The 26090-nt window shown below is 42.1% G+C and carries 20 protein-coding genes; 17 read left to right on the top strand and 3 right to left on the bottom strand.

The window, feature by feature from the left end:
• Positions 1-87: 87 nt before the first annotated feature.
• From R8N47_RS07930 to rmf, 14 genes are all read left to right on the top strand, one after another.
• Positions 88-561: a GAF domain-containing protein gene (locus R8N47_RS07930; protein ID WP_005377433.1), complete on the top strand. Its 474-nt coding sequence runs from the start codon at positions 88-90 to the stop codon at positions 559-561.
• A gap of 97 nt (positions 562-658) precedes the next feature.
• Entirely contained in the window at positions 659-1285 is a 627-nt protein-coding gene (proQ, locus tag R8N47_RS07925; RefSeq protein WP_005377435.1) for an RNA chaperone ProQ, read from the top strand.
• Positions 1286-1302: 17 nt separating this feature from the next.
• The gene (prc, locus tag R8N47_RS07920) at positions 1303-3309 is read left to right on the top strand and encodes a carboxy terminal-processing peptidase (protein ID WP_017634279.1); all 2007 of its coding nucleotides are present in this window, start codon (positions 1303-1305) and stop codon (positions 3307-3309) included.
• 194 nt (positions 3310-3503) lie between these two features.
• Positions 3504-4169 (top strand): hypothetical protein, encoded by a 666-nt coding sequence (locus R8N47_RS07915; RefSeq protein ID WP_005377438.1) that lies wholly within the window; start codon positions 3504-3506, stop codon positions 4167-4169.
• Positions 4170-4395: 226 nt separating this feature from the next.
• Positions 4396-7002, top strand: a complete 2607-nt coding sequence (gene pepN / locus R8N47_RS07910) for an aminopeptidase N (RefSeq protein WP_064353942.1) — start codon at positions 4396-4398, stop codon at positions 7000-7002.
• A 66-nt stretch (positions 7003-7068) separates the two neighbouring features.
• A complete protein-coding gene (locus tag R8N47_RS07905) occupies positions 7069-7287 on the top strand; it encodes a DUF2835 domain-containing protein (RefSeq protein WP_005377440.1) in 219 nt (72 codons plus the stop codon).
• Between the two features lie 201 nt (positions 7288-7488).
• A complete protein-coding gene (locus R8N47_RS07900; RefSeq protein ID WP_064353941.1) occupies positions 7489-12330 on the top strand; it encodes an NAD-glutamate dehydrogenase in 4842 nt (1613 codons plus the stop codon).
• A gap of 311 nt (positions 12331-12641) precedes the next feature.
• A complete protein-coding gene (pyrD, locus tag R8N47_RS07895; protein WP_017634281.1) occupies positions 12642-13652 on the top strand; it encodes a quinone-dependent dihydroorotate dehydrogenase in 1011 nt (336 codons plus the stop codon).
• Positions 13653-13820: 168 nt separating this feature from the next.
• The gene (locus tag R8N47_RS07890; protein WP_005377444.1) at positions 13821-14363 is read left to right on the top strand and encodes a cell division protein ZapC; all 543 of its coding nucleotides are present in this window, start codon (positions 13821-13823) and stop codon (positions 14361-14363) included.
• A gap of 486 nt (positions 14364-14849) precedes the next feature.
• On the top strand, positions 14850-16970 hold the full coding sequence (gene rlmKL, locus R8N47_RS07885; RefSeq protein WP_062730585.1) for a bifunctional 23S rRNA (guanine(2069)-N(7))-methyltransferase RlmK/23S rRNA (guanine(2445)-N(2))-methyltransferase RlmL: 2121 nt from the start codon (positions 14850-14852) through the stop codon (positions 16968-16970).
• Positions 16971-16991: 21 nt separating this feature from the next.
• Positions 16992-17234, top strand: a complete 243-nt coding sequence (locus R8N47_RS07880; protein WP_017821808.1) for a glutaredoxin family protein — start codon at positions 16992-16994, stop codon at positions 17232-17234.
• Entirely contained in the window at positions 17212-19131 is a 1920-nt protein-coding gene (locus tag R8N47_RS07875; protein ID WP_005377449.1) for an ABC transporter ATP-binding protein, read from the top strand. Before R8N47_RS07880 ends, R8N47_RS07875 begins: the two co-directional genes overlap by 23 nt.
• Positions 19132-19138: 7 nt before the next feature.
• On the top strand, positions 19139-20872 hold the full coding sequence (locus R8N47_RS07870; RefSeq protein WP_064353940.1) for a DUF3466 family protein: 1734 nt from the start codon (positions 19139-19141) through the stop codon (positions 20870-20872).
• Positions 20873-21053: 181 nt separating this feature from the next.
• Complete coding sequence (rmf, locus tag R8N47_RS07865; RefSeq protein ID WP_005377453.1) at positions 21054-21227, top strand: ribosome modulation factor; 174 nt, start codon at positions 21054-21056, stop codon at positions 21225-21227.
• 140 nt (positions 21228-21367) lie between these two features.
• Here the strand turns inward: rmf and fabA are convergent, their stop codons facing one another.
• Entirely contained in the window at positions 21368-21886 is a 519-nt protein-coding gene (gene fabA, locus R8N47_RS07860) for a bifunctional 3-hydroxydecanoyl-ACP dehydratase/trans-2-decenoyl-ACP isomerase (RefSeq protein ID WP_005390081.1), read from the bottom strand.
• A gap of 70 nt (positions 21887-21956) precedes the next feature.
• Positions 21957-23597: an AAA family ATPase gene (locus R8N47_RS07855; RefSeq protein WP_064353939.1), complete on the bottom strand. Its 1641-nt coding sequence runs from the start codon at positions 23595-23597 to the stop codon at positions 21957-21959.
• 210 nt (positions 23598-23807) lie between these two features.
• Here R8N47_RS07855 and matP point away from each other — a divergent pair, with 210 nt between their 5' ends.
• From matP to R8N47_RS07840, 3 genes are all read left to right on the top strand, one after another.
• Complete coding sequence (gene matP, locus R8N47_RS07850) at positions 23808-24257, top strand: macrodomain Ter protein MatP (RefSeq protein ID WP_005396497.1); 450 nt, start codon at positions 23808-23810, stop codon at positions 24255-24257.
• 15 nt (positions 24258-24272) lie between these two features.
• Complete coding sequence (locus tag R8N47_RS07845; RefSeq protein ID WP_005377468.1) at positions 24273-24584, top strand: DUF3634 family protein; 312 nt, start codon at positions 24273-24275, stop codon at positions 24582-24584.
• 114 nt (positions 24585-24698) lie between these two features.
• Positions 24699-25022, top strand: a complete 324-nt coding sequence (locus R8N47_RS07840; RefSeq protein WP_025766620.1) for a hypothetical protein — start codon at positions 24699-24701, stop codon at positions 25020-25022.
• A gap of 420 nt (positions 25023-25442) precedes the next feature.
• On the opposite strand, the gene R8N47_RS07835 is transcribed toward R8N47_RS07840, so the two are convergent.
• Positions 25443-26018: a hypothetical protein gene (locus R8N47_RS07835; RefSeq protein ID WP_064353938.1), complete on the bottom strand. Its 576-nt coding sequence runs from the start codon at positions 26016-26018 to the stop codon at positions 25443-25445.
• Positions 26019-26090: the final 72 nt, after the last annotated feature.

Below are 26090 nucleotides of genomic sequence, written 5' to 3'. Positions count from 1 at the left end.
TTGAGAATAAGTCCTATTATAAAGTAGGGCTGCATTTTAGCGCCATACATTGAGAATGGAAGCTTTTATAGTAAGTAGGAAGTTAATATGAACTTAGAACAATACCAAAGACTAACCAAACAAGCTGTTGCTCTAATTGAGTCTGAACCAGACTTTATTGCGAACCTAGCAAACTTGAGCTCATTGCTTTTCATGGAACTTGACGATCTTAACTGGGCAGGCTTTTACCTAACAAAAGGTGAAGAGCTTGTTCTTGGTCCGTTCCAAGGAAAACCAGCTTGTGTTCGTATCCCAATGGGTCGAGGCGTCTGCGGTACTGCTGCACAAACTAATACTATACAAAGAGTATACGACGTTCACGAATTTGAGGGGCATATTGCGTGCGATGCAGCGAGCAATTCAGAAATTGTGATTCCATTTTCTATTAATGGAAAGGTGGTTGGTGTACTTGATATTGATAGTCCAAGTATTGGCCGATTTAATGAAACAGACGAAGAAGGTCTCACTCATTTCATGGTTGAAGTAGAAAAGCTGCTTAATTCACACGCGAACGACGCATAAATTAGCCTTCGAGTGTGGTTTTTCCTTGGCATGTCACTATAATACGAGAATATTTTTTCTTAATGCTCGCGGAAATCCGCTCAAATCAGGACCCCTCATGACTGAAAAGTTAAAAAACAGCAAAGAAGTTATTGCATATATTGCTGAATGTTTCCCTAAGTGCTTTACTTTAGAAGGTGAAGCAAAACCTCTGAAAATTGGTATTTTTCAAGATCTTGCGGAACGTCTAAATGAAGACGAAAAAGTAAGCAAAACACAGCTTCGTGCAGCGTTAAGACAGTACACTTCATCATGGCGTTACCTACACGGTGTAAAACCAGGTGCAGTACGTGTAGACCTAGATGGCAACCCTTGTGGTGAGCTAGAAGAAGAGCACGTTGAACACGCGAAAGCGACACTTGCAGAAAGCAAGGCGAAAGTTCAGGCTCGTCGTAAAGAACAAGCACAAAAAGCTCGTGAAGAGGGTAAGGCGAAAGCGAAACCTGCGGCTAAAAAGCCTCAACAGCCTCGTCGTACTAATAAACCAAAAGTACAAAAACCAACTAAGCCTGTAGAAACGCGCGCTCTAAATGCTGATGAAATCACAGTAGGTAACGCAGTTAACGTGAACATGGGCAAAGGAAACATGGCAGCGACCATTGTTGAAATCAATAAGGATGATGTACGTGTTCAACTTGCTAACGGCCTACAAATGGTTGTGAAAGCGGAGCACTTGCGCGCATAAAGGAGATACTCCTACGCATGAATTGCCGTTCAAAAGTGACCCTGATTGCTGCTAGCTTATGGCTAGCAGCATCAGCTCAGGCTCTTGAAGCCAAACTACATAAAGATGACCTGCCGGTTCTTTCTCCTGAAGTTCAGCATGAAACAGCTAGCAAACGAGTCACCTCGCGATTTACCCGCTCTCATTATAAGCACTTCAGCCTCAATGATGATTTCTCTAAAGCGATCTTTGAACGCTATGTAGAGTTGCTTGATTACAATAGAAATATTTTCACTCAAGCAGACATCGATTCATTTAAAAATTGGTCAGTCGAGCTTGATGATCAGCTTAAATCGGGCAACAACCAAATTGCTTTTGATGTTTACAACCTCTCAATGCAGAAGCGTTTCGATCGTTTTGCTTATGCGTTAACTCTACTCGATGAAGAGATCAAGTTTGATACCGATGACGAGATAGAGTTAGACCGCTCTGAGGCCGCATGGCCAAAAGACGAAGCAGAGCTCAACGAGTTGTGGCGCAAGCGTGTGAAATATGACGCGTTAAATCTGAAACTGACTGGCAAAGAGTGGCCAGAGATTAAAGAAGTTTTAGAGAAGCGTTATAACAACGCGATGAAGCGCATCACACAGACCAACAATGAAGACGCATTTCAGTTGTATATGAATGCCTTCGCGCGACAGGTTGACCCTCATACAAGCTACCTTTCTCCACGTAATGCCGAGCAATTCCAATCGGAAATGAACCTTTCTCTAGAAGGCATCGGCGCCGTTTTGCAAATGACAGACGATTACACAGTAATTCGTTCACTTGTTGTTGGCGGTCCGGCCTCAAAGAGTAAGCAACTTGGTGAAGGGGACCGAATCACTGGTGTTGGACAAGACGGTGAAGAAATTGTCGACGTGATCGGTTGGCGTCTGGATGATGTTGTTCAGTTAATCAAAGGCCCTAAAGGCACAAAGGTTAATCTACAGATCTTGCCAGAAGGTAACGATGCGAAGAGTTACATTGTCACAATTGTTCGTGACAAAGTTCGCTTAGAAGATCGTGCAGTTAAGTCAGAAATCATCGAAAAAGACGGTAAGAAGATTGGTATTTTAGAAGTACCAAGTTTCTACGTCGGCTTATCGAAAGACACCGATAAATTACTAGCTGAGTTGAAAACCAAAAACGTTGACGGCGTAATCGTTGATCTACGCAACAATGGCGGTGGTGCGCTAACAGAAGCAACGGCATTGACAGGTTTATTCATTAAAGAAGGTCCTGTAGTTCAAGTTCGTGACAGCTATGGCCGCATCAAGGTGAATGCCGATACCGATGGAAAAGTGAGTTATGATGGCCCATTGACGGTATTGATTAACCGCTACAGTGCTTCAGCATCTGAAATTTTTGCAGCGGCAATGCAAGATTATAATCGTGCAATCATCTTAGGTGAAAACTCTTTCGGTAAAGGTACAGTTCAGCAACATCGTTCACTGAATCATATTTATGATCTGTTCGATAAAGAGCTAGGTTATGTTCAGTACACGATTCAGAAATTTTATCGTATTGACGGTGGAAGTACGCAAAATCGTGGTGTTGCACCAGATATTTCGTACCCAACGCCAATTGAGGCTTCTGAAACAGGTGAAAGTGTTGAAGACAATGCTTTACCTTGGGATCAGATTGATAAGGCACAATATCAAACGTTTCCAAGTAACGACGCCTTAGTTGAAAAACTTACTGCTCTTCATAACAAGCGTATTTCTGATGAGATGGAGTTCCGCTTTATCAATGAAGACATCGAGAAATATCGTAAAGAAAAAGACGATAATACTTTGTCTTTGAACGAAAAAGTTCGTAAAGCTGAATCGGATAAAGCGGAAGCCCTTCGATTACAACGCATAAATGAACGTCAAGTTGCTTTGGGTAAAAAAGCATTCAAAACATTGGATGACATACCAAAAGACTACGAGGCTCCTGATGTTTATTTAGATGAGTCTGTCGCGATTATGGTCGATCTACTTAAGCAGGAAAATCAGTCATAATAACTGGCAATTTAGAATAAAAAGAGTGAGTCTTTCAGATTCACTCTTTTTTTATGCCTTTTTGCCTTCCGCTGTCTCGATATCGAGCAAGATATTCGCTTATTTTCCCCCAATAATTTACGTGATCTACATCTAAAATTTCGCGAAAGTGAGGACTACTGGCTAAGCTAAAAGAAAACGATAAGGATGCCGATATGAAGTGGTTCTTTATTTTACTTAGCTTTTGCTGCTTTAGTGTGTTTGGTGGAGAAAACACCAGAGAAGATGAATTAAGTCACTTTGACACGCCGTTTCTCATCGGAGACTGGTATTTGATGAACCCAAACCCCGAAGAGTCGGCTGAAAACTTTCGTGCGATCAAACTCTCATTAGGTTCTGACTACAGCTTTTCTATTGATATTCAAAAGAAAGACTATTCCGTTGACCATTGGGAAGGGCTGTATAACGCAAATGAAGACACCATCGTTCTTGGTTTAAACACCGACGAGCCTCAAATTTATGCCTATCGCAACAACCATAATACGCTTGATCTTAATGGTGTAACATTCACTAAGGGATTATCCAATTCACTTGCAGGTATTTGGTCTAGCTCTCACGTATCTGGCGACGGTCTAGTGGCCAACAACATTAATCAGATGGATTTGATACTTCAACCTGATTTCGTGTTCATGTTTAGGGTTTCGAACGAAGAAGGGGATGAGTCCATCAAACAAGGTGTGTTTTACACAGAAGATGAGTTTTTGGTTCTGTTGTATGAAAATGGCGAGCATGGAACAACGTATAAGCTCAACAAGAATGAGCTAACGATCGAAGATTCCAATGGTGATATGTACGCCGTACTCAATAGAGTTACGCCATGATGCCTTTAACATGCGCCAAATTACGCGTGCGTACGGTAAGTCATTAATGTTGTTTAAATGTTAATCAAAAAACGGAGCTAGAGCACTAAAAGCTCCGTTTTTTGATGGAAAGACTTGTATTCTGATACCACAACCCCTACAAATAGCTTATATAGTGATACCAGAACTGCATTTTTGATCATGCAGTCTGGTATTTTTGTTGTTCGACATACAAGGATTTATGCTCATGTCTCAAGCTCCCCAGGCCAAATATCGTAAAGATTATAAAGAGCCATCTCATGCGATTACTGATATCGATCTTACTTTTGATCTATATGACAATGACACAATCGTTACGGCGGTATCAAAAGTTGCTCAAAAAGGCGATACAACAACGCTAGAACTCGATGGCGAAGGACTTGAGCTACACGCTGTAAAAGTAAATGGTGAGGATTGGGCTCATCACGAGGTGAAGGAGTCGTCGCTGGTACTGACCGATCTTCCATCCGAGTTTGAACTTGAAATCGTCACCAAAATTGATCCTGAAGCGAATACAGCACTCGAAGGTTTGTACAAATCAGGCGGCGCATTTTGTACTCAGTGTGAGGCTGAGGGCTTCCGCCGTATCACGTACTATCTAGACCGTCCGGATGTTCTAGCAAAATACACAACAAAAGTGATCGCAGATAAAGCGGTTTATCCATATTTGCTGAGCAATGGTAACCGAATTGCAGAAGGCGATGCAGAGAACGGTCGTCACTGGGTTCAATGGCAGGATCCGCATCCAAAACCAGCTTACTTGTTCGCCCTTGTTGCAGGCGACTTTGATGTATTGCGTGACAAATATACAACGATGTCAGGTCGCAGTGTTGATTTAGAAATCTTTGTTGATAAAGGTAACTTAGATCGTGCAGGTCATGCGATGACATCGCTGATCAACTCGATGAAGTGGGATGAGGAACGCTTTGGCCTGGAATACGATCTGGATATTTACATGATCGTTGCTGTTGATTTCTTCAACATGGGTGCAATGGAAAACAAAGGCTTGAACATTTTTAACTCAAAATATGTGCTGGCGAACGATCAAACTGCGACAGATCGTGATTATTTAGGCATCGAAGCTGTGATCGGTCATGAGTACTTCCACAACTGGACTGGCAACCGTGTCACTTGTCGTGACTGGTTCCAACTAAGTCTAAAAGAAGGCTTAACCGTATTCCGTGACCAAGAATTCTCTTCTGACTTAGGCTCTCGTGCTGATAACCGTATTGATAACGTACGTATTATTCGTGGTCCTCAATTTGCGGAAGATGCAAGCCCAATGTCTCACCCGATTCGTCCTGACAAAGTCATTGAGATGAATAACTTCTACACGCTAACGGTGTATGAAAAGGGCAGCGAAGTTATTCGCATGTACCATACACTCCTTGGCGAAGAGGGCTTCCAAAAAGGAATGAAACTTTATTTTGAACGTCACGATGGTACCGCCGCGACGTGTGAAGACTTTGTTTCTGCAATGGAAGATGCCACCGGTGTTGATTTAAAACAGTTCCGTTTGTGGTACAGCCAATCGGGTACACCAACGCTACGCGTAAATAGCGAATACAACGCTGATGCAAAAACTTACGCACTAACGGTAGAGCAATTTACGGAGCCGACGCAAGACCAAGCAGAAAAACAAGCGCTGCATATCCCGTTCGATATCGAGTTGTATGATTCGAAAGGTCAAGTTATCCCATTGATGAGTAACGGTGAATCTGTTCATAACGTGCTGGATATTAAACAAGATAAGCAAACGTTCGTATTTGAAAATGTCGAAGAACAGCCAGTGCCATCTTTGTTGCGTGAATTCTCGGCACCAGTCAAATTAGAATACGATTACAGCGATGACGAGTTAGTCTTCTTGATGAAGCACGCAACGAACGATTTTGCTCGATGGGACGCTAGCCAAATGCTATTGGCTAAATACATTCGTCAGAATGTGAAAAACGTTCAAGCGGGACAAGAAGTATCGCTTTCTGAAGGTGTGATAGATGCTTTCCGCGGTGTGCTGTTGGATGAAACGCTTGAGCCAGCTTTCATTGCTCAAGTTTTCTCTATGCCTTCAATCAATGAGATTACTGGTTGGTACCAGCAAATTGATATCGATGCCGTAGATAAAGTGCTAAACAGCATTACAGTGTCACTTTCTAAGGAATTAGAAGATGAGCTAAGTGCGACTTATCACACGCTTAAGCAAGCAGAGTATACGATCGACCATGCTGCTATTGGCAAGCGTGCTTTACGTAACCGTTGCCTACAGTACCTAGCACATACGGCAAAAGGTAATGATTTAGTCAACGCGCAATACGCATCTGCAAATAACATGACAGATACGATTGCTGCGATGAGTGCTGCAAATAACGCTCAGCTCGAGTGTCGTGAAGCACTTATGGCTGATTACAGCGATAAATGGAAGCACGACGGTTTGGTTATGGATAAGTGGTTTGCACTTCAAGGTAGCAATCCTGCAGAGGATGCTCTTGAAAAAGTAAAAGCAACCATGAACCACGAAGCATTTAGTTTGAAAAATCCGAACCGTACGCGTAGCTTAATTGGCTCGTTCTTAAGTGCGAACCCTGTACGTTTCCATGATAAATCCGGTGTAGGTTACCAGTTTGCCGGTGAAATTCTTCGCCAACTAAATGATTCGAACCCACAAGTAGCTTCTCGAATGATTGATCCTTTGCTTAAGTTCCGTAAATACGATGAAGCTCGCCAAGCAATGATTCGTGCAGAACTTGAAAAGCTCAAAGCAATGGATAATCTTGCTAAAGATCTATTCGAAAAAGTGACTAAAGCACTAGACGAATAGTAAACAACACAATAGGGTGGTCATTTAGACCACCCTATTGTGTTTATGTCACTTAGTTTTCACTTCATGAACTATTACTACTTCAATCTCAACATTTCATATCAAACGTTTTTATCTCATTATTCTGGTGCGGCAAGTGTTGTTCAAGTTGTCACACACAACGGTTTGCGTTTGCAGTTACCCGCCGCGAGATTTAGACCATTTCTTAGTCAATTGGGCGTTAGAGGCCAGTTTAGACTAACAACTGACCAAAATAATAAGTTTCTTAAGTTAGAAACTCTGTGATGTATTGTATTTGCAGAGAGTTAAATAGGAATCTTAGTCACAGAATCGGACATTTCACCTCTTACCACTACGATTAGTTGTTAAACATTTGTAATTATGCTTTTACAATGGGCACATGCATTACCTATGCTTAGTTTCTAAGGTAACAACCTAGCTACTAAGTCCCCCTACAAAACAACAATTCTAATGTGGAGTGTGAATATGACCGCGCGTGAAAATGTAGTGCCGGTTCTGCTTGAAAAGGTTTACCAACTGATTCAAGACAAACTCGAGCTTTCTCACCAAACGCTTGTAACTAAACTTGCTCAACACTTATTCAGTAACATTGCTGATGATGATCTAATTCAGCGAAACGAATCCGACCTTTATGGTGCTGTCGTTAGTCTTTGGCACCATATCAATGAAAAAAAACCAGAAGAGATTTCGGTTCGAGTATTTAACCCGACCGTAAGTCGTCAAGGCTGGCAATCCACACACACAATCGTAGAAATTGTTGTTCCAGATAGTCCATTCTTAGTGGACTCAGTCAAAATGGCTTTAGCGCGTTTGGATCTTGTTTGTCACCTAATGTTGAATAACCCAACACAGATTCAGCGTGATAAAAAAGGCCAAGTTACAGACGTAAACGGTGAGGGTGGTGTTCTTCAATCACTTTTCCACATAGAGGTAGACCGCCTTACTAGTAAAGACGAGATGCAAGCGCTTAAAGAAGAGCTGTTAAGAATTCTATCTGATACTCGCTTAGTCGTTGATGACTGGAAGCAGATGGTTGATAAGCTTAAGTTTGTTACTGATGAACTTGAGAAAAATAAAGATCGTGTTTCTATCCAAACTGATCGTATGGATGAAACGATCGCATTTCTTCGTTGGCTAGAAGATCATAACTTTACCTTTATGGGTTATAAAGATTATGACTTAAAAGAGGTCAATGGTGATACCGAACTTGTTCCTGCTAAAGAAAAAGGACTAGGTCTGTTTGCTGATGACAAGCGCGTGCGTAGCGTCAAGCTCTCTGAATTATCAGATTCAGCGCGATTAGAAGCGAAAAAACCATACGCTCTGATCATCACCAAAGGTAACAAAGCATCTCGTATCCACCGTCCGGCTTATACTGATTACATCGGTATTAAGAAGTTTGATGAAAACGGTAAAGTAATAGGTGAGCATCGCTTTACTGGTTTATATACCTCCGCCGTTTACAACCAAGCGGTACAAAGTATTCCTTTGATCCGCGAAAAAGTTGACCGTATCCTTGAAGCAAGTGGATACCGTCACGGATCATACTCATACAAAGCATTGCACAATATCTTAGAAAACTACCCACGCGACGAGTTGCTTCAAGCTAATGAAGAAGAGCTGCTTGAGGTGGGAATGGGTGTTGTACAAATGCAAGATCGTGACTTGCTGCGTTTGTTTGTTCGTAAAGACCCATTTGGTCGTTTCTTCAGTTGCATGGTTTATGTCACTAAAGATCGTTACAACACAGAATTGCGTCGTCAAACTCAACGCATTCTTAAGCAGTACTTTGGTTGCGAGCAAGAGGTTGAATTTACAACGTACTTCTCAGAAAGCCCACTAGCGAGAACACATTACATTGTTCGTGTAGACAATAACAACATTGACGTAGACGTGAAAAAGATCGAGCAAAATCTAATGGAAGTTTCTACCTCTTGGGATGACAGACTAAAAGAATCCATCATTGCTAACTTTGGTGAAAGTAAAGGCCTTCCTCTTTCAAAAGAATATATGAGTGCGTTCCCTCGCTCATACAAAGAGGACATGATGCCAGGTTCTGCGGTTGCAGATATCGAGCGCTTAGAAGCGTTAAGTGATGATAATAAACTTGGTATGTTGTTCTACCGACCTCAAGAAGAGGGAGCAGATTCCAAAGCTGTCCGCTTAAAGTTATATCATCGCGATGAACCAATTCACCTTTCTGACGTAATGCCGATGTTGGAAAACCTTGGTTTGCGTGTGATTGGCGAATCGCCATATGAGATCGAGAAAAACAACGGTCAGACTTTCTGGATCCTTGACTTCTCTATGCTGCATAAGAGCGAGAAAACCGTTGACCTTCGTGAAGCTCGTGATCGTTTCCAACAAGCATTTGCTGCCATTTGGGCGGGTAATCTTGAAAGTGATGGTTTCAACCGATTGTTATTAGGTGCGTCTTTATCTGGCCGTGAGATTTCCATTCTTCGCGCTTACGCACGATACATGCGCCAAGTCGGCTTCCCATTCAGTCAGCAGTACATCGAAGACACGCTAAGCCACTACCCAGACTTAGCGACAGGTCTAGTCAAGCTGTTCACCAAGCGATTTGATCCGAAACACAAAGGCAGCGAGAAAGGCCAAAACGATCTAATTAAAAAGCTAACAGAGCAGTTGGATCGTGTAGAGAGCTTGGATGATGATCGTATTATTCGTCGTTATATCGAAATGATCATGGCGACGCTTCGTACCAACTACTACCAAGTAGACGAGAATAAGCAGCCTAAGCCTTGGTTATCTTTGAAAATGAAGCCAAGTGATATTCCTGAGATTCCGCAGCCTGTACCTGCATTCGAGATCTTTGTTTACGCACCAGATATTGAAGGTGTTCACCTTCGTGGTGGAAAAGTGGCTCGTGGTGGTTTGCGTTGGTCAGATCGTCAAGAAGACTTCCGTACGGAGATTCTTGGCTTAGTAAAAGCGCAACAGGTTAAGAACACTGTAATTGTACCAGTGGGTGCAAAAGGCGGCTTCGTTTGTAAACGCCAGCCATCTCTCACCACTCGTGATGAAATTTTTGCGGAAGGTCAGCGTTGTTACAAACGCTTTATCCGTGCACTGCTAGATGTGTCAGATAACATCATTGAAGGAGAGGTGGTACCACCACAAAACGTTGTTCGTCACGATGAAGATGACCCATATCTAGTAGTGGCTGCCGATAAAGGCACAGCAACCTTCTCAGATTTGGCAAACTCTGTTTCTGCAGAATACAACTTCTGGCTAGGTGACGCATTCGCTTCAGGTGGTTCAAACGGTTACGATCACAAAGCAATGGGAATCACCGCAAAAGGTGGTTGGGAATCTGTTAAACGTCACTTCCGTGAAATGGGCATCAACTGTCAGACCACTGATTTTACTGCAATCGGTGTAGGTGATATGGCAGGTGACGTGTTCGGTAACGGTATGCTGTTATCGAAGCATATTCGATTGCAAGCTGCGTTTAACCACATGCACATCTTTATTGATCCAAATCCAGATTCAGCCAGCAGCTGGGAAGAGCGTAACCGCTTGTTTAATTTGCCAAGATCAAGCTGGGAAGATTACAACAAAGACTTGATCTCTCAAGGTGGTGGCATCTTCTCTCGTCGATCAAAATCGATCCAGTTGACGCCAGAAATTCAGAAAATGTTAGGTACTAAGAAAGCATCTTTAGCGCCTAACGATCTGATAAAGATGATCTTGAAAATGAAAGTCGATCTGCTTTGGAATGGTGGTATCGGCACTTACGTTAAATCATTGACAGAAACTCATACAGATGTTGGCGACCGTGCTAACGACATGCTGCGCATTGACGGCCGTGACTTAAGAGCCAAAGTGGTTGGCGAAGGTGGTAACTTGGGTATGACTCAGCTTGGTCGTATCGAATACGCACTAACTGGCGGTCGAGTGAACACGGACTTCGTTGATAACGTAGGTGGCGTTGACTGTTCGGATAATGAAGTCAACATCAAGATCTTCCTCAATGGACTGGTTTCAAATGGCGATCTTACGGTTAAGCAACGTAACCAAATTCTAGAGTCTATGGAAGACGAAGTGGGTGAAATTGTCTTGGATGATGCTTACCGTCAGTCGGAGTCGATCTCTGTTACTGAACAGCAAGGTGTTGGCATTGTTAAGGAGCAAATTCGATTCATCCACACTATGGAGAAAGCAGGGTACTTGGACCGTGCTCTCGAATACATTCCTGATGATGAAACGCTAATCGAGCGTGAAAAACAGGGACTAGGTCTGACTCGCCCTGAGCTATCAGTGTTAGTTGCCTACGGTAAAATGGTACTTAAACAGCAACTTGTTACGGATGAAATCGCAAATGATGAATTCCATGCAAAACAACTTGTTGAATATTTCCCAAGTGCGTTACGACGTAACTATAAAGATCAAATGGTTAATCACCCACTGCGAGCTGAAATTATCGCTACAGCATTGGCTAACCAGATGGTTAATGAAATGGGCTGTAACTTCGTTACTCGTTTGCAAGAAGAAACTGGTGCAAGTGTTGTCGATATTGCCAACGCTTACAGTGCGGCTAGAGAAATCTTTGATTTAGAAGAAATCCTCAAGCAAACTCGCAAACTTGATAACGTTGCGACAGCGCAAGCTCAATACGAAATTATGTTTTACGTGCGCCGAGCACTGCGTCGAATTGCACGCTGGTTGCTTCGTAACCGTAGCGGCAAATGCACGGTCGGTGAGTTGATTGCTATCTACAAGCAAGATGTCAATGTTATCACTGAAACCCTAGACACTATGTTAGTTGAGTCTGAAGTTGAAGAACACAATGAGTTGGCTCAAGGTTGGATAGAGAAAGGGGTTGAAGAGAAACTCGCTCACCAAGTTGCCCGCTTATCAAGCTTACAATCTGCACTGGATATTTCATCAGTAGCAAGTGAAACAGGTAAAACGGTTGAGCAAGCATCGAAACTCTACTTTAACTTGGGTGACCGTTTATCGTTGCATTGGTTCTTGAAGCAAATTAATAGCCAAGCCGTTGATAACAACTGGCAAGCACTTGCAAGAGCGGCATTCCGTGAAGATCTGGACTGGCAACAACGTCAACTTACCGCTCAGGTACTGACTTGTGGCTGCTCAACCGAAGAGCTTGACGTGATGGCTGCGTTAGAAGATTGGATTGAAACTAACGAGCAATCGTTGCACCGCTGGGAGAGTATCTTAAACGAGTTCAAAGTTGGCTCAGTACACGAATTTGCTAAGTTCTCTGTAGCACTTCGAGAGCTAGTACTTTTAAACCTCAACTGCTCATCGAAAGAGTAGTGGAATAATCAAGTCATAAGTAAAAGCCTCGTTATTTAACGGGGCTTTTTATTATCTATTATTCACATTTGGAACGAAAATAGTTACATTGTCACATTGAGTTGAAATTAAAACAGAGTGAAATCGATTGCTTTTAAGCGGTTAGTTACGATTTTTATAGCAGAAACTTGATTGTAATTGTTTGTTTTATATTTGAAAATCTTATAAAGATATAGGTTTTTACTTATTACGTTCATTTTCATTGAATTACGATGAAAAACGGTAAATAATATTGTCCCGTTTATACGGGGCTTTTTTCTTTCGGAGGCACAATGCTTTACCGTCTAGCCAGAACTGGCTTTTTCCAACTCGATGCCGAGAAGGCACATGATCTTGCAATCAAGAACTTCCAACGCTTTAACGGCACACCACTTGATCTCTTTTACCGCCAACAGTTACCAACTCGTCCAGTTGAGTGTATGGGTCTAACATTCCGTAACCCTGTTGGTCTTGCGGCTGGTTTAGATAAAAACGGCGAATGTATTGAAGCATTTGATGCCATGGGCTTTGGCTTTGTCGAAGTCGGCACTGTAACGCCACGACCACAACCAGGTAATGATAAACCACGCTTATTCCGTTTAGTGGAAGCAGAAGGGATCATCAACCGCATGGGCTTTAATAACCTAGGCGTTGATAATTTGATCGAGAATGTTAAACGAGCAAAATTCAATTGTGTTCTCGGAATTAATATCGGTAAAAATAAAGATACGCCAATTGAGAAAGGGGCAGAGGACTACCTGATTTGTATGGAAAAAGTGTATGAGTATGCTGGCTATATTGCAGTAAACATCTCATCGCCAAACACTCCAGGCCTTCGTTCACTTCAATATGGTGAAGCGCTTGATGAACTGCTTTCCGAATTAAAGGCGAAACAAGCGGAGTTATCAGAGAAGTACAACAAGTACGTCCCGTTAGCATTAAAGATTGCGCCAGATTTAAGTGACGATGAAATCTGCCAAATTTGCGATTCTTTATTGAAAAACAATATAGATGGTGTGATCGCGACTAACACAACTTTGGATCGCACGATCGTAGAAGGGATGAAACACGCCAATGAGGCAGGTGGCTTGAGTGGTCGCCCTGTGCAATCACGCTCTACGGAGGTCGTACGTAAGCTTCATGAAGAGCTTGGAGACAAACTTCCAATTATCGGTGTTGGTGGTGTAGATTCCTATGTTGCAGCCAAAGAAAAGATCATGGCAGGCGCTAAACTTGTTCAAGTCTACACTGGCTTTATTTACCACGGCCCAGGTCTCGTACGTGATATTGTTAAAAATCTTTAACATATACATCAAAAACTACTGAAAAATCAGTACCTGTTACATAAAAAAGAGGACTTTGTTTCCTCTTTTTTTTTATCCGTTCGTTTGTAGAATTTAAAAATCACGAGTAGGTAATTAAGCGTCTTACCTCTTTACCACTGATTTAACTAGTCAAGAGAGAACGGAATAATGCTTAAACCCAGCGACAAATGGAATTGGTATTTTGACGAGCAAAAAGCTTGCTTAATGCTGGATCTGGGGGAGGAAATGATTTTCCAAACCAATCTATCCCGAAAATTGTTGGTTAACTGTGCCTTCTCAAACAGTGAATTTACCGTTGATGACGCCAGCGCATTTCAAACGTTTAATGAGCGCATTCGCTGTCTCGATATCAGTGAATATCGCCAAGCTGAATTAACACTGTATTGTGTTGCTGCAAAGCGTTTTCATAAACCTGTACAGCCTAAGAGCTGGTTCTTCGATGCACAGTCCTCTGATTATGAACCTCAAGAAGGGGACATGGTCTTTCTCACAAATCAATATTCTGATGGTATGTTCATCGTTCTAGAACCAGGCGAAACATCGAGCTTATGTGCTTATGTTAACCAAGAAGCCTTTGTTCTTGATGGCAATAAGGCGCTTCAATTTGGGCAGCCGATTAAAGTAATGCATGATCGCATGGCTTGTGCAAACCACCTCTTTGCAATGACCCCTATGGCAATGGTGGGTTAAAGCTGTTTAATTTTTCTTTATTTCGTTCCTTTGTTTGCCTTAATCGACCTTATTGGGTCGATTTTTTTTGTCCTTTCCTCTGACACTCCAATCCGAAAGACCATGAAACTGTTTGTTTTCTATGCATGCAAACATGAAGCTGGTCACTTTTATTTTACTTATTTCAATTTGATTACTCCTTTAATTAGGCAACCTAGCGCCTAAAACAACCCTATTTATTCCCCTATAAAGGGTATTTGTAAGTAATTTACATCAATCAATCTCGACTGGTATATACCAAAATGCATGTAAATAAGTATTCACTTCTTCTAAAGGAAACAAAATACGTTCATGAATGAAAAACATTCAAACTAAAGATGTTGAAAGTTTTAGATCATTTGAGTGGTGATGATTTGAACTAACGGGTGGGAAAATACCTTTAAAAACGAGGCATTGATCGTAAAGTCAGGTATAATTGAAGCCATTTTTTATCAGCGAAAGAACACTATGAATCAATATCTCGCGGTAACTTCAAATGGCATGGAAAATTTGCTTGTTGAAGAACTGACTAAACTAGGCATTGAAAATGCGAAACCAGTACAGGCAGGCGTAAAATTTAAAGCGACAAACGAACAGGTTTATCGCTGTTGTTTGTGGAGCCGTTTAGCGTCTCGATTTGTACGTGTTTTATCTGAGTTCACGTGTAACAACGACATGGACTTGTATCTATCCACTTCCACTATTAACTGGGTTAACCAATTTCATAGCTCTAAACGCTTTGTTGTGGACTTTAACGGCACAAACCGTGAGATTAGAAATAGCCAATACGGAGCTATGAAGGTTAAAGATGGCATCGTAGATTGCTTTGAGAATAAAGGCTTGCCACGTCCTAATATCAGCAAAGAACGCCCAGATATTCGTATTCACGTTCGTTTGCATAAAGATAAAGCGTTGCTTGGGGTAGACATGGTAGGTAGTGGTCTTCATCAGCGTGGTTATCGACCAGAATCGGGTCGTGCGCCATTACGTGAAACGCTTGCTTCTGCGATTATCATGCGTTGTGGCTGGGATGGGCATCAACCATTACTCGATCCAATGTGTGGTTCTGGTACTTTGCTTATTGAAGCGGCGATGATGGCAGCCAACATGGCACCTGGCGTTAAGCGCAAACAATGGGGCTTCGAAGTTTTGGAAGACTTTGAACCGGAGACCTGGGCTGAGATTAAATCAGAGGCTAATGTTCAAGCTAGACGAGGTGTCAAGAAAGTTGACGCTAAGTTTTTTGGATTCGATAACGACCCCAAAGTATTAAAAGTCGCTCAAGAAAACGCCCGCAGAGCAGGTGTTGAAGAGTTGATTGAGTTTGCGCAAGGTGATGCTGCAACTATTACTCGTCCCGCAGGATTTGAACACGGTGTTATCGTTTCAAACCCACCTTACGGTGAGCGTCTAGGAACTGAGCCGGGGCTGATTGCGCTCTATACCGCATTCGGTGGACAGCTAAAATCTGAGTTTGGCGGATGTAAAGCATCTATCTTCTCTAGCTCAGACGAGCTCTTGAGTTGCCTTCGTATGCGCGCTGATAAACAGTTTAAATTGAACAATGGTGCGTTACCGTGTCACCAAAAGAACTACAGCATTGCCGAGCGCAGCGCTGATGAAGTTAAAGGTGCAGATACTAACGTTCAAATCGCACCAGACTTCTCAAACCGTTTGAAGAAAAACATTGGCAAGATTGGCAAGTGGGCTCGTAAAGAGAAACTAGACTGCTATCGTATCTACGATGCAGACCTTCCAGAATATAACGTAGCGATCGACGTGTACGGCGATCAAATTGTGATTCAAGAGTACGCAGCACCTAAGAACATCCCTGAAGAAAAAGCCAAGCGTCGTCTAACGGACATTATCCGTGCAACGATTCAGGTGACCGGTGTCGAAGCGAACAAAGTTGTACTGAAAGTTCGTGAGAAGCAGAAAGGTCGAAGCCAGTACCAAAAATTAGGTCAGGTATCAGAGACGCTCGAAGTAAACGAGTACGGTGTGAAGCTGATCGTGAACCTTCATGACTACCTAGACACAGGCCTGTTCTTGGATCATAAGATCACTCGTCGTCGTCTTGGCGAAATGGCACAGGGTAAAGATTTCCTTAACTTGTTTGCTTACACTGGTAGTGCAACAGTGCACGCTGCAGTTGGTGGTGCGCGTTCCACTACAACTGTCGATATGTCAAACACCTACTTGAACTGGGCGAAAGACAATATGCAGCTTAATGGCTGTGTAGGGCGCCAACATAAATATGAACAAGCGGACTGTTTGCAATGGCTAGAAAACGCAAAAAGTGAGTACGACTTGATCTTTATTGACCCACCTACGTTCTCTAACTCTAAGCGTATGGAAACATCATTCGATGTACAACGTGACCACATTAAGCTAATGAAGAACCTCAAACGTTTACTGAGAAGTGAAGGCACAATCGTATTTTCAAATAACAAACGTCACTTCAAGATGGATGAAGAATCACTCGCTGAATTGGGTTTGAAGGCTCAGAATATTTCTTCTCAAACGTTACCATTAGATTTTGCGCGTAATAAACAGATTCATAACTGTTGGCTAGTAACGCACGCGTAGTATAAACAAAAGGATTAATACGTGCTGATATTGTATAGCACGGAGGGATGCCATCTTTGTGAGATGGCATTTGCTCTAGTAGACCAAGTCGGTTTGGCCGAGCAAACAGATATCATTGATATTGCGTTCGATGATGTACTATTTTCTCGTTACGGCGTCACAATACCCGTATTAAAATATCAAGATTCTGAGTTGAACTGGCCGTTTGACTTAGAACAACTCACACATTGGTTGGATAATAATGGCATTACTTACCATTCATAACGCACAACTTGCATTTGGTGACCACCCATTGCTAGACAAAGCGGAGTTCGCTCTTCAAGAAAACGAACGCGTTTGTTTAGTTGGTCGTAACGGAGCAGGTAAGTCTACGTTAATGAAAGTGCTTGCCGGCGACATTTTGTTGGATGATGGCAAGATTCAAATAACTCAAGACGTAGTAGTTTCTCGGCTTGAACAAGATCCACCGCGCAATCAAGAGGGTACGGTTTACGAATACGTATCTGGCGGTTTGGCTGAAATCGGCGAACAATTGAAGATCTATCACGATCTTCTCGATCTTGTTGCTCAAGACCCAAGTGAGAAGAACATTAACCGTTTGGCGAAAGTTCAAGAGCAACTTGATCATTCTAACGCTTGGCGCTTTGATGACCGTGTTAAGAACGTACTTGGCGCTTTAAAACTAAGCCCAGAAACCAAACTGACCGATCTATCCGGTGGCTGGCAACGTAAAGCTGCTTTAGCTCGTGCGCTGGTTTGTGATCCTGATGTATTGCTTCTTGATGAACCAACAAACCATCTCGATGTGACAACGATCGAATGGTTAGAGAACTTCTTAAAAGACTTCAAAGGCTCGATCATCTTTATTTCTCACGACCGTGCATTCATCAAGTCGATGGCGACACGCATCGTTGACTTAGATCGCGGTCAATTAGCTTCTTTCCCTGGTAATTACGAACAGTATTTGAATGACAAAGAAGAAATGCTTCGCGTCGAAGAAATGCAAAATGCTGAGTTCGATAAGAAACTAGCGCAGGAAGAAGTGTGGATTCGTCAAGGCATTAAAGCACGTCGTACTCGTAATGAAGGCCGTGTTCGAGCCCTTAAAAAACTTCGTGAAGAGCGTCGTGACCGTCGTGAAGTTCAAGGTAAAGTTAACCTAAACATCGATGATGCTTCTCGTTCAGGTAAGATTGTATTTGAAGCAGAAAATGTATCTTTTGCTTACGAAGGCAAGACAATTGTCGACGACTTTAGCTTTAACATCATGCGTGGTGACCGTATTGCACTTATCGGACCAAATGGCTGCGGTAAGAGTACGGTACTTAAATTGCTATTAGGGCAATTGGAAGCGCAGTCTGGTCGTTTACACTGCGGAACAAAATTAGAAGTCGCGTACTTTGATCAGTACCGAGAGATTTTGGATCCAGAAAAGACAGTGATCGATAACTTAGCGGATGGGAAACAAGAAGTAATGGTTGGGGGGCGTCAGCGTCATGCGCTGAGTTACCTTCAAGACTTCTTATTTGCACCTAAGCGCGCCAGAACCCCGGTTAAGGCACTTTCTGGTGGTGAGAAAAACCGATTATTGCTAGCCCGTATCTTGTTGAAACCAAACAACTTACTTATTCTTGATGAACCAACTAACGATTTGGATATCGAAACGTTGGAACTTTTAGAAGAAATGCTTGCCAATTATCAGGGTACATTATTGTTAGTGAGTCACGACCGTGAGTTCGTAGACAACACAGTAACAACCAGCTGGATTTTTGAGGGTAACGGTATAATCGAAGAGTTCGTTGGTGGTTATCATGATGCTAAACAGCAGCGTGACCAAGTTCTTGCTTCGCGCAGTCAGGTTGAAAAACCAACGAAGAAAGAGAAAGTGGTTGAGGAAACTCCCAAAACTACGCAACCTAAGAACAATTCGAAGAAGTTATCGTATAAGCTGCAAAGAGAATTAGAGGCTCTACCAGCTAAACTTGAACAATTAGAGTCGGATATCGAGAGCCTTCAGGAGCAAGTGAACGATCCAGAGTTCTTTGCTAAACCTGTAGAGCAAACTCAGCCGGTATTGGAACAGCTTGCTGCACTAGAGCAGGAGTTGGAAATCGCATTCGAGAGATGGGAAGAACTCGAAGCAATGCAACAGGATAGTTAAGAATTCAATGAATTGTAGTAATAAATTCAAATTGACCGCCATTGCAATGATGGTTGGTACCACAATGAACGCACAGGCGGCATTGTATCAAGTTGTTGAGGTTTCACCTCAGGATCATGGTTCAAACGGTGACTACCAAACGGCTTACGGGGTTGCAATTCAACAGGGCGACGCAGGTACAGATCCTTCAACAGGTTCACCTTTCGCTTTAGGCTGCTTTGATGCAGCAGCAAACTGCACGCCAGAGCAGTTTAAACTTGCAATGGAAACTCGCACTACACCGATTTCAGCGACACAAGCCGTGGATGGGAACAGCTATCGTGAAGAAATCCCATTCGGATTAGACGCTGGCTTTTATTACATCCAAGAACTCAAAGACTTTGAGCGTTACTGTTACAACCAGCTTCGCTATTCCACCTGTGACTCTTGGGCTTCAGTAAACTGGACGCCGTGGAATAAAGAACGTAGTAAAGACTTTACTTCTAATGCGTTAGCGTTCATAGAAGAAGATTCTGCTGCTTATAAAAATGAATATAACAATGTTATCAACCAGCTTACCGAGGATGGTGCAGCTGTCGGTAATCAGAGTAAAGTTAGCACAGAAAATACTTCTACATTAGAAACACGAAATACCGTAGTTGCACCAGTAGAGCCAAATATTCTTACTGGCGATGGTGACGCAAGTGTTGTGCAAAGCCATGCTTGGAGCACAGACGGCAATTTTACTGTTGGCAGTGTTTCTCGAACAGCAAGCAATACCAATGGATCTCACCACACATCAAAAGCAGCGATTTGGGATCAAAGCGGAACCGTCAGTGAATTGGCTTGGCCAAGTGGCACATCTAAAGATGGAGAAAGGTTAGCTCAAGGGAGCATGCGTGACCTTGTCACTGATGGAACTACGGTCTATGGCGTAGGTTACAACACTTACAGTGATGATAACTACCTGAATGCGACTGTTTTTGTCGGAACTCTAGAAGCCGAAGGTAGCGTTGAAAACGCAACTTGGAAAAACAAAGTTGTTGTAGGAGCTAGACAGCGCGAGGGTGATGATACGGTTCATACAAACTCACGATTAACCGACGTTAACTCTAATTTTGTTGCTATTGGTGAAGCAAAACGTTCGGGCGGATACTTAATGCCAACGGGCTCTGCTCCGAATCGTCTCTTTATCGTAGATGATGTTCGTAAGGATTCTATTAGCGCTTTTTACCCAACTACTGGCATTTTCTTTAGCGGTGCGGGCGGTAAGATGGGCGGTATCAACTCTTACAATGAAATCGTCGGGCAACTTGATGCAGAAACGACTCGTGAAGACGATGGCAAGCCACGTCGTAAGCGCGGTTTTATCTATCCATATAGCGTAGGTGGCGAGACTAGTGAACGTGCTGCAACATTATTCAATGGAAAAGCTTGGTTCCTAGACAGTTTGACTAACGGCGGTGATTACTCTGAACAAAACAATCAGTTCCGTATTATCGACGCAACTGATATCAATGATGCAGGTGTGATCTCTGGTACTGCTATGAAATGTGCAGGTGGTTATAGTACAACAGCAAACAATGCGACATGTAGCTCTGAAGAGCAAATTGTAGCAGTCAAACTAGTACCTATTGCTGACGCAACTAAGGACGACATCGTATCTCGAAGCATTGACTCAACGACGACAGAGCGTCAAGGTGCAGGCCTTGGTTGGTTAGCTTTGACCATGCTTGGATTGTTTGGGTTCCGTAGAAAATAGTTAAAAATCGTCAGTAATTTTTAAATCAAGCAGAGGCTCACACATTTGAGTCTCTGCTTTTTTTATGCCTTGAGAAATTGCCTACTTTGATCGATTCTTATAAGTGGAGTCATAAAAACTCCATCAAAGTTTCACAATAACAGCTGTACGTTAGTAAATGGACCTGTATGAGGAATTAACTATGAAGAGACAAAAGCGTGATCGCCTAGAACGAGCTCAATCTCAAGGCTACAAAGCTGGATTGAATGGAAGGTCTCAAGAGGCTTGCCCATATCAACAAGTTGATGCTCGGTCGTATTGGTTAGGTGGTTGGCGTGATGCCAGAGATGAAAGACAATCTGGTCTCTACAAATAAACTCTCCACATACAAAAAGAAGGATTCGAAAGGGCTCTACGGAGCCTTTTCTACATTATAGGGACATAGGGAAGTAGGTTAACACTCGATAACAAAAAGGCTCTTAAATAGGAGCCTTAATAAATCGATTAAAATCGTGATTAGAAGCTTGAAGTGTCTTGGAACAAGCCAACTTTCAAATCTTTTGCTACGTAGATTTCTTTGCCGTCCACACATACACGACCGTCAGCCAAACCCATCACAAGCTTACGGTTTACAACGCGTTTCATGTGGATTTCGTACGTCACTTTTTTCGCTGTTGGCAGGATCTGACCTGTAAACTTCACTTCGCCAACACCCAGAGCACGACCTTTTCCTTTGCCACCAACCCAGCCAAGGAAGAAACCAACAAGTTGCCACATCGCATCAAGGCCAAGACAACCCGGCATTACAGGGTCGCCAGGGAAGTGGCAGTCAAAGAACCACAAATCTGGAGTAATATCCAATTCCGCCAAGATCAAACCTTTACCAAAATCGCCTTCAGTCTCAGACATTTTAGTAACACGATCCATCATTAGCATGTTTGGCGCAGGAAGCTGAGGGTAACCAGGCCCAAACAGTTCGCCTTGGCTAGAAGCAAGTAGATCGTCACGGTTATAAGAATCACGTTTGTTTTGCATTATCAATTACTCCAATTTTTGATAGCTGCATCTTAGTGAACACGTGTACGCTAAACAACTCCGATCAGTACTAGACAAACCAGTTTTTGATGCGCTGCACAATTCCTTCTGGATGCTCATGTCTTTCAAAGTTTTCAATACGTTCCGCTATTTTGCCAATAATGCTATCGTCTTCACCTCTAAAAGGTTTATTCATTACAATCGGAATAGCTTCATCTACGGTAGAAACGGACCAAATATGGAACTCACCATTTTTAATGCTTTCTATTACATCTTTATGTAATGCAAGGTGTTTAAGGTTTGATTTTGGCATCACAACACCTTGATTTCCTGTAAAACCTTGATGTTTACAAACCTGATAAAAGCCTTCAATTTTTTCGTTCAAGCCACCGACGGCTTGCACTCGACCAAACTGATCAACAGCTCCTGTAACCGCAACTTGTTGATTAATTGGAGATTCAGATAAAGCACTCACCAAGCAACAAAGTTCTGCAAGAGATGCGCTGTCACCATCAACTTCACTATAAGACTGTTCAAATACGATGGAGGCTGAGTAAGGCAGTGGTTCATCCAGTTTCAGAGCAGAGCTCAAGAAAGCTTGCATAATCATCATGCCTTTTGCATGTAGATTGCCTCCAAGCTCAGCTTTGCGCTCAACATCGGAAACATCGCCATCACCAAAATGAATTACACAAGATATTCGTGCAGGCTCACCATAGCTGACAGGGTGCCCAGCCATATCAATAACGGTTAGGCCATTGATTTGACCAACTTGTTCCCCAGTTGTCTCAATGATGACTTGGCCATCTAAAATATCGTACACGGCACGCTGAGGAAGGTAAGATTCTCGGTAATACTTATCGTCAATCGCTTTATCTAACGACTTGTAATCTAATGCGTGGCCATCACTGAACTGGCTAGCAAGCGTTAGAAGTTGAGAGTGCCACATTACTCCTAAAGGCAGATAATGTTGATCTTCAGTAAATCTCATACCGGCTAGCAACAATCTTCTAAAACCACATTCAGTTAAGTGAGGCAGCTGATATTGAGAACATATCCAGTTCACTAAACCAAAGTAATCTGTCAAATTCTGCTCTGACAGATGAATATCTTCTTCAACTTCCGTATACATGGCAAAGCCAGAACAGAAGTCTTCATCGATGTATTCTAGCTCTGCTAACTGACTTCTTTCTCCTGTTACAATCAGTTTTACATCATAAGCTTTAGCTTGCGGTACTGAAGTAGGTAAACGAGTAGGGCTTAGGTTCAGTGGCTCGATAAGGTTTTGTTGAATTGCAGACTTTATATTTGGCCAAAGCCCTGGGTTAGCCAAAATTAGATTAGCCGGTACTATTAAGTAACCGTTATCTGCCTGTGAAATTAAACCAGGTTGGAAGGCAATATCACCACTTACATCAACACTGTAACGGTCAAATAAACGTTTGGCATCAAGTGATTCCGACAAAACTATCGCAGCGTTAGACTGGCTCTGAAGAGCTTTACTGATGAACTCTCTATATACAGAATTATCTACGCAGTTAATGAGTAGTACTCGCGTCAATCCGGAAATTTTTGAAAAACGAGATATCGTTGCCGACATTCTCGGTTGGAGATCAGTAAAAGACTTCTTTGGTAACGAAGGTGCAGACTTTAAAAGTGCTTCGTACTGCTCAAGTGAAGGTGTTACGTCTTGCCAATTAAGTTGGTTCATTAAAATTCATCGTAATTCAATCTTGCCGACATTATAACGAAACGGACTATAACACCCTAGCACCAATTTGGTTTGCTCTCGGCATTCAACTCTCAATGAACAATACTTAGACAAATGAGTGATCAACATCGATACTTCTAAGAGTTTTATTTGCCCAAGTAAACCATCTGGGTTACGCTGTCACTAGGTTATGTTTATGGGTCGGAACAAATGAAATATCAACAGCTTGAGAATCTAGAATGTGGGTGGAAATGGAAGTATCTCATCAAAAAATGGAAAGATGGTGAAGCGATTACCCGACATATTGATACAAGCGAAGCAGATGCAGCGGTCGCAGAACTAAAACGCCTTGAACACGAGCCTACACTTGTCTTAGCTTGGATAGAAAACCACATGTCAGAAGAGTTAGATAATAAACTCAAGCAGGCTATCCGAGCGAAACGGAAACGTCACTTCAATGCAGAGCAAGTCCATACAAAGAAGAAATCCATTGATTTAGATTACCGAGTTTGGGAAAAGCTTTCTAGTAGAGCGAATGAACTTGGTTGTACGTTATCTGACGCAATTGAATATTTGCTTTCCGAAGCGTCGAGAAGTGAAAAAGCGAGTCAAAAAGTTACCTCAATTAAAGAGGATTTGAGTAAATTGCTATCTAGCTAGGATAGGAAGTGCCAAATGTTATATGTAATCTTAATTGCAGCCATCGTGATCTTTTGGTTGATCGCAGTCGATAGGCCGGTGTTAAAAGTAAAGTTCGATAATGGCCATATTAGTAACGTAAAAGGGCATCTACCTCCTTCTTTCAAACACAACTTACAGGATATTAGTGAGCATAACCCGTTTACTGGTGAAATGAAGGTGTATAGCCAACGAACAGGAATGCGCTTAAGCTTTTCCAAAGGCATTCCCAAAAAAGTTCAACAGAGGATTCGTAACGTTTTTCCGCACCAGGGCTTCAAAGCAAACAAAGGCAAGAAGCGCGCTTAATTACATATCAGTTACTTCATCATGTTAAATGGGACGCAATGTGGCGTCCCATTTTCGTATCTACAGAAAAATTACTTATCATCGAACAATCAACAACATAAACGGACCAAAACGATGAGATACGTTGTAACTTTAATGGTATTGATCTTTGCAAGTAATTCAGTTTTTGCTGACGATTCAGAAACGAACCTGTTGGCTAAAAAGATTAAGACTAAGCTTCAAAAGAAAGTAGACAATAAGTTTGATGGCTATCAAGGTTATTGTGACGTCATGATAGAAATGGAGCACAAAAGTAAAAACGCAGTAATAAAAAGAGTAACCAGCAGTGGTGACCAAAAAGTGTGTAGGTACGTTAAGTCCAACTTGAAGAAAGGAAAACGCTATCGTTACAAATACCCCGAAAAGTACATTCGCCTCCATATAACCACAGGCTTATAAATGTTTCAGAACGCCTTGATTAAGAGCGAGTGAACTGAGCTCGTGATTTTTGGCAGATTTCGTTGCGGAGCGATTAGAGCGTTTAGCTGATTTTTGCTGTTGTACGAGGCGAGTATGAAAGGCTTTTTAGTTTGGTAGCGCTTAAGTTAGTAACAGTTATGCCGTTGAATGGCAAATTCAGTGAGTTGGCCATCATCACCATACATAGATTGATTCAGGTGCTTACAGAAGAACACGCCAGTAAGTCGAGGACTAAGCGCGCATCAATTTTCAATAAGAGATTTGATTTGCTTCGTAAGCATAACCACAAATTATTGTCTTTGATTAGTGATTAAGCACCTTTAATCAAAGTGGGTAACTCTCTTCTTTTCAAATTGGAGTCTCAGATCTAGTCTGAACTAATACAAAAATTCTGATGAATTAATCTTCAAATACATCGAGTAGATTTGTATCGAACGAAAGTCCCTTTAAATTGTGCTCTTCACATAACGATATGAGTTTGTCATCACAATAAATTGACGTACAACCTTCACCTTTTGATTTAAAGACATATTTATTTGAAAGATCGCTTTCTATAAATGCCAGTTTCTCTAATAATCCTTGTTCTCCGTCAATGTCTTCAAATTTGATTTTCTGCTTGTCTTCTTCTCCAAAGGACATCACGTTGAACACGGTAAAACTTTCATCATCGATTGTAATCGGTAAGAACTCACCGTCAGAATCAATTACATCTCGTACTACCTGATATGCATTTTCTCTCAAGACAAGAAATGTTCTCCATTTAGATATGTCTGGGATTGCTTCAGCAGATTTAAAGTGTTGAGTAAATGTTGCATATTCATTTACCCAAACATCTCTCAAGCTGGTTGAATCAACAGGGGCTCTTCGAAGTCGTCTTAACAACTTAAAGTCATCTGAATCGAGAGCTCGCTTATAAGGGTCATGCTCTAAGACCTTAAATTCTCGAGGTTTACTTTTTAATTTGTATACAGTCATACAGTAGGTTTCCAGTTAGCATCTTTCTTCTCCAGAATTTTCTCAGGATGAGAACCATCTTGTATTTGCTTT

It is taken from the genome of Vibrio sp. 2132-1 (assembly GCF_033344315.1).
The sequence above is the reverse complement of the archived record's forward strand: the minus strand, read 5'-3'. Positions and strand labels throughout refer to the sequence as shown.